Origin of the sequence: Vibrio sp. CAU 1672, from assembly GCF_029223195.1 — a bacterium.
Lineage (GTDB): Bacteria > Pseudomonadota > Gammaproteobacteria > Enterobacterales > Vibrionaceae > Vibrio.
The window spans coordinates 98,922-108,519 of the sequence record NZ_JARHUF010000015.1; the positions used below are offsets into that span (position 1 = coordinate 98,922).

5 protein-coding genes are annotated in these 9,598 nt (G+C 42.2%); 1 reads left to right on the forward strand and 4 read right to left on the reverse strand.

Annotated features, from left to right (window positions below):
• Nucleotides 1-102 precede the first annotated feature (102 nt).
• From P2G85_RS14340 to P2G85_RS14355, 4 genes are all read right to left on the reverse strand, one after another.
• A complete protein-coding gene (locus tag P2G85_RS14340) occupies nt 103-2,877 on the reverse strand; it encodes an insulinase family protein (protein ID WP_275864761.1) in 2,775 nt (924 codons plus the stop codon).
• Between the two features lie 464 nt (nt 2,878-3,341).
• Nucleotides 3,342-3,800: an exoribonuclease R gene (locus tag P2G85_RS14345; RefSeq protein WP_275864762.1), complete on the reverse strand. Its 459-nt coding sequence runs from the start codon at nt 3,798-3,800 to the stop codon at nt 3,342-3,344.
• Nucleotides 3,801-4,219: 419 nt separating this feature from the next.
• A complete protein-coding gene (locus tag P2G85_RS14350) occupies nt 4,220-6,010 on the reverse strand; it encodes a S41 family peptidase (protein ID WP_275864763.1) in 1,791 nt (596 codons plus the stop codon).
• A 638-nt stretch (nt 6,011-6,648) separates the two neighbouring features.
• Complete coding sequence (locus P2G85_RS14355; protein ID WP_275864764.1) at nt 6,649-7,914, reverse strand: dicarboxylate/amino acid:cation symporter; 1,266 nt, start codon at nt 7,912-7,914, stop codon at nt 6,649-6,651.
• A gap of 757 nt (nt 7,915-8,671) precedes the next feature.
• Here P2G85_RS14355 and P2G85_RS14360 point away from each other — a divergent pair.
• Nucleotides 8,672-9,259, forward strand: coding sequence for an AAA family ATPase (locus P2G85_RS14360; protein WP_275864765.1), 588 nt, complete (start codon nt 8,672-8,674; stop codon nt 9,257-9,259).
• The last annotated feature ends 339 nt before the right edge of the window (nt 9,260-9,598 follow it).

The window sequence follows — 9,598 nt, forward strand, 5'->3', positions numbered from 1 at the left end:
TAAACAAAGGCGAACACACTGGTTCGCCTTTGTTTGTAGCTAACTTTTCAAACCCAAAACAAACTCAGTCTGCTTTGAGTGATATGATCTCTGGTAATAACTTTAGACTTTAGGCCGCATGATATTTTTAACTTTACGGCTGTTCTCACCCCAAATGCGCTGTGCGAGTTCATTCATTTCTTCACTAGAAATTGAGTTCACCATTGCTTCTACATCGAACAAAGCTTCCACTCCGTAATCATGCATAAGATAGCGACACACAAACCACGCCTGGTCTACAGGACTCACATCTAAAGGAGTGAAATGCGCTTCCAATTGCTTGCCCACCGCCCTAATTTCATTTTCAGAAATGCCTTGTAAAAGCTCTGCAATCACTTGATCAATGGCCACTTCTATTTTTTCGACATTTTCCGGTGCAATCAGAGCACCAACAAACCAGTCATGACTCGGGTCACCATCTTGTGATACAGAATACGCGTAAGGTGAGTAATCTAAGCTCAACTCCTCACGAATGTAAGTGTTTAAACGAGTGGTCAGCACACGTTGCAACAGATCTTCCATAAAGACATCTTTGGCGGTTTGTCCTCTTACACTTCCTGTATGAGGTAGCGGTTCAGCAATAGCTTGCAGCATGTACTCTGTGCTGTTCACATTATTTATGGCCAAGTCAACGCGCTCTTTTGCCGGATGTTTGTAAGCCACACTAAAGTCAGGCTCAACACCTCTCTCCAATGGAATCGAAGCCAAATATTTACGCACAAGAGGCTTTAACTCGCTCGGATCAATATTACCGACAATAACCAACTGATTGTTGCGCAGTTGACCAAATAACTGTTGATGGATATTACGCACATCTTCGACAGACACGGCTTCAACACTGATACCATCAATCAGGATATGGCTACTCTCTGGCTGATACGTATTTTGGTTCATCGCTTTATCGAACCGGCCAACAGGGCTTTCCAGGTAGGACTGTCGATCTTGTATAAACTCTTGCTTAACAGCCTCAAGTTGTTCTGGTGACACCTTGACTGATGTAACCATCGCATTTAATGCTGAAAAAGTTTCCGCTAGTCCATCCTTTTTCAACTTAAACTCAATACCGTGACGAGTAAAATCTATGAACGGATAAACTTGGATGTTTTGAAGATCTAAGTACGCATCAAACTCAGTTCCAGTAAAATCACCAACCCCACTTCTGCCAATAGCAGGAAGTGCAACCTCAACTGCAGGATATAAACTCGGATCTAAAGCAGCCTTTCCGCCTAAGCTTGCGTAATAAATCCCAACGTCGTCATTCGCCAGATGATCACGCAAATACCACATATCAATGCCATTGCTTAATGACCACTTTTGAATGTTTGGATTTGCATACATCTGCTCAACCTTAACAATCTCACCTTGTGGGCTAGGAACAGCAAAAGCCCTGCTGGTCTTGGTGAACTGAGGTTGATTACCCGCTTTACGGTAGGCCGCTTTTAAACTATCAATAGAGTTATTGATCGCGACTCTATCTTCACTCTCATCCATTCCAATCACGATAAAGTAATCACTAGAAAGCATCGCTTTAATGTTGTCATTTATAACATCAAGATTTAGGTTTGCGAGAAATACTTCCATACTTGCCTGGTAATCTCGCAGCGATTGCGTTTTTTGCTCTGCCACTAAAGCCGTTGCTTTTGAATCAGCGTGTTGAACACTCCCCATATCACTCCAGTCTCGCTCCACGTTGTCGAGCAAATCCTGGTAGTAGTTCCTCTCGCTGATGACCTCATGTTCCGACACACCATAATCACGCAATGATGCCAGTGAAGAGAACAACTCGTGTTGAGTCACTTCACGAGCCCCTGCAGGAAACCCAACACTCGTTACAGAATAACGCTGAAACTCCATATAATAGTTTTCAGAGGTCACCCACTGGATCGGCAATGCCGCATCGTTAAAAACGGAAATGAGTCGCTGTTGTATTAATTTCTGTGAAACTTCATCTAACCACAATTGATGTTGTTGAGTGTGATTTTCAATGGTGCTTGGTGCGCGGTTCATCATTAAACTGATACTTGGCGCTTCAGTTCCGGAATACTCAACATAGTCACCTTCGTTAAGTATTGTGATTTTTTGTTTTTCCGGTTTTGGGGTTTGTCCACGCTCCCAGTCAGAAAATTGCTTTTCAATTAACGGAATAGCTGTTTTTCTGTCGATACCTCCTGAGACAATTATCTCTACAATCTGAGGCTGGTACCATGTTTTGTAAAAACACATTAACCCTTGAGATGTCGCTTTATTCACCGATACTTTGGTACCAAGTGCATCCTGAGATTCGTAAGGGGTACCCGCAATAAGGTGATCATAGAATTTATCTACAAACGACTTATCGTCCAGACGCGCATAACGAAACTCCCCAAGAATCACACCTTTTTCTTTCTCAACTTCAGAACTGGCGATATCAAGGCCATCACCGATGTCACGTAACCACGTTAATGCCAACTCTAATTGCGTGGAGTCTGGTAAATCTAACTGGTATACCGTTTCTTGGTAAGAGGTGTATGCATTAAGGTCCGCGCCAAAGCTAGATCCAGTATCTTCAAATAAGCTGATAACTTCATTTTGAGAAAAGTTCTTACTGCCATTGAATGCCATATGCTCGATAAAGTGAGCATAACCTTCTTGCTGCTCACTCTCTTGGAACGACCCCGCGTGAACCACCAAGCGTAGGGAGACAGGTTCTTCATAGTCAGGATAAACGTGATAGATAAGACCGTTTTCCAACTGCCCTGAAGTCCAGGCGGGATCCGGTTGAAGTAAGGTTTCTTTGGGGACGGAGCTACAACCAACCAACGAAAGGCAAAGCGCCATCACTAAATAATCTGTTTTCATAACAACCTCTTAATGTCATTCATCGACAATATACAGATTAATTTAATGATTATTATTTAATACCTAACCAGGCGCATACTTTTGTGATCTTGATCTTTCTTTTATCAGTCTCAAAGTGCTATACGATCTCAGCACTACATACCTTTAAAGCGGAGAGATCACCAGAGAAATAGATTTCTCGTCAAATTTCGGCACCGTCCTACTCTAACTCTCTCATCTAAAGCACGGCCAAGAGGGATAAGTCAGTGTGCCCTCGCTGCTGTACAAATGAACAGAACCCAGCTTAGTTAGCAAAACGCCAATGTTTTTTCAGTTCTCTGGCTATAGACGTATCCAACCATATTTGTATTTCGAGACCGTCCGTCTCCAACTTAATATGTCGTGATCAATAGAACCTAAATAAACAAAGGCGAACCAAATGGTTCGCCTTTGTTTGTTGCTAACTTTTAACACCCGAATCAAACTCAGTCTTGCGGATTCTCTTTCGCGTTTATCTCAGCGTAAGTGTGCAGAAGCTCTGTCAGAGTTTTAACCCAGGCAAAAACATCGGTAGGCGTGTTTTCCAGTAGCTTTTCAACGTGCTTACAATGCGTTTCAAGTGTGATAGCCTCTTCCAAATGGAATGAGATTGCGTAGAAATGCCAAAGCACTAATCGCGTCATTCTCTCGCTGTTTTGCTTAGCATTTTCTGAGTCATCAAACGCTTGTTGAATTTCACTCAGTGCGATTGCCGTCATACGTAACATTGCATCAAGGCGCGCCGACAACATGCGGTCTTCGCTGTCGACTTCTTCCTGGTCAAAAGTAAACAGCTCACTCATCACGTCTTCTGGCACCATTTTGCTGATCATGCGAGCACTGAACTCTTCCAGTTCATGGCGAGGCATGGTTACGAGACAATCGAAGGTGTAATCACGAAGCATAAAATCACTCTACATCAGTTATAACGTTAGTTTGCGCATTCTAAGCGCTGTAATTTCAATTGCCACTATTTATTGTCATCTTGGGTACGAAACATACCCAAACCATGTGAATAGCCAATGGCCCGCTGTCTTACAGTCCGCTGCAGGTTCGTTGGTTTAACTAACGTTTTAACTGCCAAATCGAAATGCCCTTTGGGGTGTTAATGCTAAAGCTCATTTACAGTTGTTATTGTTGATTGGCGATACACTCTCTAGCTCCCGCCGTTCCGTTAGCGAGAAAGCACAAAAGGTCTGCTATTGGCAGACCTTTTGTGCTGGTGCTTAGAGCGGTCAGGTCATAATGATGACACCTGATAACTATCGAGCAAAAGTAACCGGGACGAATAATCTACAATGATTAGTCCTTTTACTGGCTGCTTTCAGCTTTTATCCAATGCAATTGCAATGTCGATAGTGAGTGCTGTCGTTTCTTCTTCCGAATGACGTGACTGCTTAAGATGGCTGTAATCCCTTAGTATTTTTGCTGTATTGGCCTTTTGCCCCTGGCTGGGAAGGGCCCTACCGGTGTCTATATCTTCAAAATTAAGGCTCGCTAGTTTCTTCGCTTTCTTTTGGCCTTGCGGAATTACGACATCAGGCGTTACACCCCGACCATGGAGCAGAGTGCCATCAATATGATGCAGTGTGGCTATGGTATAACTGACATACCCAAGCTTTTCGTCAAATAAATCATAAATGTGGTCAAGTGACCGGTATTGCTGCACAGTGCCTTGTCCATATGTGTTTTCACCGACGATCAAGGCTCTTCCATAGTCTTGCAATGTGGCTGCAAGCAACTCTGCTCCCCCTCCGGTAGTTTGGTTTACAAGCACTATTATTTTTCCAGTAAACGGGGCGCTAATGGCCTCACTTTTTTGGAAAGAGACACGGTCAATGTAACGAAGCGCATAGGCCTCTCCATTAACGCCGAGCTGGCCAAGAATCTTGCTCAACTCAGCCAGCGGGCCACCACCGTTGCTGCGCAAATCGAGAATCATGGTATCCGTGCCTTGTTGTTGCAACTTATCAGTAATTGCAGCAAGCTTCGCGGAAACCCCAACCGTTATACTTGAAAGACGAATCAGTGCTATCTGATTATCGGCTTCCAGCGTATATGAAATACCGGATTTTCTGGCTGATTTACTACGGGTGGCCTGAACAACTCTGATCGCATCAGTTTCAGGTTGATATACCCAAAGTTTGAGCTGACTTCCGGGTTCACCACGAATTAATTCTATAACTTCATTTAATGTCGTTTGCAGAAGCGGCACCATTGCTTGCTTATTATCGGCATAGGCAACCAGAACATCCCCCACTGTAAGGTCTGTATTTACAGCTATGGCCGAACCACCGACCACTTCAGCGCCATAATGATGCGATTTCAGCATGACCCCAATACCCTCTTCACCGTCAATGAAATTAGGCCCTTGGTTGGCAGGTAGATAACCGTTTTCTTTTCCATATCCTTTTGCATAAGCAAAAGCCCAGCGCTCCGCATGCTGTTTTAGTGATTGAGATGCAAGCGCGTTGCGTTTTGACTCATAACTATCATTAAGAAAAGTATTGATAGCATCACTGGCATAACCCAGAGAGGTAAGCCACTGCTTATCCGTTTCAAGTTGATTTTGCCAGCACTCCGCAAGCTCAGGTGATACATTAATGGTGGTATTACTGTCGTGATTTAATGTGTTGAACTGGTACGTCAGCTTATCGATATGGCGTTGATCAATACGTGTGAAGAGTGCATGACCATGGGCAAATTCCCCTTTATTGGCCTCAGTGAGCATCGCCGATTGTGTTTGCTCTCGCAAGGATTGAACTTCAGTTGGAGTAAACAGGCATTGTCCGGTGATTTCTGTCTCTACTATGCTGTTAAATAAGTTCACCGCGCGTTCGGAATCAGTGAGGGATTGATTAAGGTGACTGCGATAAAAGCGCGCGTGTAACCGCTTGATCAGCGTCCTGACCATCTCCATCTCAAGGTTTGATTGAGCATCATCACTTGCAAGCGCCTTAGTATCTTGAGAGCTATTTGTTGCGAATGTAATTGCAGATGGCTCAGTTGTATTGGACTCTGCAGATGATGAAGCTGATGTATTTGTGGTCTGGCAACCGACGAGAGTGGTGCACAGAACAAGCACCCACCCTATATTGATCATACCGGTTTTCATATAGTCCCTTTCGTTCTAATACCATTGACTAAACATCAAGACAAAGGCGAAGTCATTCAAAAATCAGGCGACAAGTTAGCTGAACCTGCCCCCGCAAACTGAGGTGCCATTCGCAATAATTAAATAACCATATAAATTTGGTGTAATTATTGTGTCGCTTACAACTTGAGCTGAATAACATATGAATCAGATTAGTAGGGAGTATCAATATAACAAGCCCGTGGTCTCTGCTTTCAATTCCCCAGTTACAGGTAACATCCCTGTCAGGAAGTGACATTCGACTATAATCCTCACAGCCCCTCTTTTCTGGTAGTCATATACGGGCATAACATTTTGGCAAAGTCTTTGCGCTCAAGGAGATTAGCTAAGAAGGGATCACCGCCTTCATCATCGTGGTTAAGAATGCAGTGAATACCCAATCGAATGTGATTTAGAAAATTTGAATAACAAGATGTATGTCTCTATGCCACACAAAATACCGATATCACACGCTACTATGAGGGGATAGCTTATACTCGTCACTATGCAAAATTTACTTAATTTATGTTCTAATGCTGGGTTTAATAAACCAAAAAAAGGGACTTTCTAAAGTCCCTTCTCTCTGGCATTACAAATATTTAATTCAGAACTAATAATTACTAGACGTGCAAGTACTCCGCCGTTTTCTTCTCATTGTAAACATCCCTATCAAATTCTCCGATTTTGTCTGCAACAAGCATGGCAATCATAACATCAACGGTATTATTCAGTAATGTTCGGAACATTCCTGAGAACCAATCAATGCCTATTAGGATAGCGACACTTTCAAGAGGTAACCCCATCGATGTGGCAAGGAATGTATACACAATTATCATTCCACCAGGAACAACAATAGTCCCCATGCACATTAACACAGACAATAATATTGCCATGCCCATCTGGAAAGGTTCCAGTACAATTCCGGTAGCCTGACTCATAAAAAAGATGGCTAATACATAACACATGACCGCGCCATTAGCATTCATTGACATAGTTATTGGGCCGGTAAAATCAGAAACTTTACGGCTCACACCAAACTTAGTTACGCTGTCTTCCATTTTGGTGGGCAGGCAAATTGCAGATGATGTTGTAGTCATCGACATAATTGATAATTTTGCAAATTTCTTGGGCATTTTAAAAGGATTGACTTTTGTTAGCATAGCGGTCATCGGGCCATACATTAAAAGTAAAATAAGATCGCCAATTGCAAGCGCTGCTAAAAACTTGAGCATTGGAATGACTACTTTAAATCCAATCGCTCCAGACACATTTGCCAACAAACAAAATATACCAACTGGTGCAAACATCATTACCATTTTAATAATATTCATAATCACCGCGTTAAAACTGACTATGAAATCGGTAATAATGGTTTTACCACTGCTACGAGTATATGACCCCATCGCCAACCCAAAAATAACAGCAAATACAATACAAGGGATCATCGCACCTTCAGACATCGAGCTAACAATATTAGTAGAAAAGAAGCCCAATATAGTATCTTTAATGGAAGCATCCGGCGCGGCAACCGCAGTGGCTGCCCCTTCAATACTAATACCAACTCCGGGCTTGATCACCAAAGCGAGTATCAATCCAACAAATGCAGATACAATGGTAAGCGAAATAATCCATTTAAACGTATGCAGGCTCATTTTCCCTGCGCCTTTGCTGTCTACATTACCAATCGCCGCTGATACTGCTGTCATGACCAGCAAAACCACAGACATTTGAATTAGGCGTATAAAGATATCTCCGATAAACTTTATATTTTCTGCCCAGGGCCCAACTAATGCACCAAAGGCGATACCGCCAAAGGTTGCAATCAGTATTTGAGTGGTCAATGACATCTTTTCTTTAGGTTTGTTTGCAGCAACACTTATAGACATAATACAGTTCCCTTATTTATGTTAAATTTCTTGAACTACATTTTCAATTGACTCCGAAAAACATATTATTTGCTCTTCAAATAAATCTATAAATCATAATTAATCATGACCCCATGTTAATGAATCATTCAAATTGCATATTTTGTAAAAATCCTTCTCTCTTCATGCCGGCTTTTAATCCTTATCATTAAAAACCGTGATGAATATCATTTATCCTCAGTTCTAAAAGGTAAGCCTCTATCTTGGTATTAATCATAGGTATGATGGGTGTATATTACGTTGCTAACGTTCAACAAATAACCAATTTACAAAATGTTTGTGCAAATAGACATTTATTGTTAAAAATAATTTTATAAAATTCTAAGAACCCCACACCAAGATATATGACATTGATCGTATATATGTGTTCAGTCTTTTGATTGTTAAATAACAATTAATCGTTCACATCACATTCTCCCTATTAATTGTCATTACCATAATTTAAAATTAATGAGACTACCAATTGCCACTAAAAGCTATTTAAATAGTGTTTTATTTATAACACACACCTTAAAGCCAGACGCATACATCAGCGCCAACAATACGTCCGTACATCTGTACGTCCATTTGAAGTGGAACCCTGCATTGATAACGCCCCATGGCCAGTAGTAAATAAGACTATTCGTCTAAATTTGCAGTTAAGCAATCAATATTTCCAACTGATTCGTTCTTTTTTGACTACACTTTTTATATAACAACCAAACAGTTAGAGGTCACAATGAATAAGGAGATGCGAGTTGTTGTAACCGGAGGCCCGGGTGGAGGAAAAACCACTGCACTGGATCTGTTTCGAAGGGAGTTATGTCATGAAATTGCCATTGTCCCAGAAGCGGCAACGGTACTTTTCTCTAGTGGAATAACACGCTCTGACGATGAGCAAATTACAAGAATAGTTCAGAAAACAATTTTTCAACTGCAGAAAAATCTTGAAGATATGCACAAAATCCAATATCCGGACAGGTTACTGGTCTGCGATAGGGGCTCACTTGATGGCCTTGCTTACTGGCCGGGTAGTGAAAGTGACTATTTCCAAAATGTAGGCTCAACCTTTGAGGCTGAAATTGCACGCTATGATGCAGTGATTTTTTTTGAGTCCGCGGCCACCACTGGCCATGATATCACCAGCAATAACCCGGTCAGAAACGAGTCTTCTGAACAAGCCGCCCTATTAGACAGAAAATTGCATAAGATTTGGTCCAGGCATCCACAATTCTATTTCGTTGCCAGTTCCGAGTCATTTGTCAGGAAAATCATGTTTGGCATCATGACGTTAGAGGGAGTAATCAACCGGTATCAGGGACCATAGCCCTACTCTGGAAATAAGCGATCACTCGTCGGATAGAAACCCAACTGACATACAGGCGAATGTGACTGCGTAATTTCAGATACGGTATTTGACCGGTTAGACCAATACCAACAGATAGCTGTGTCATTAACCTTCTCCGGCCAAAACACAGCTAATCGTTCGCAGGTCAGCGCACCCAAGTAAGCACTCAATAAAGCGGAACTGGTCAACAACATACCAGGGCAAGATTACGAAGCCCCTTGCCCCGCAAGGACTTGAGAAAGGTACGCATTACTGCGATTCGCTTTCTTTTGCTTTCTCTTGATCCCTGCTTTAAAACTTTTCTCCGCCGTAAGCAAA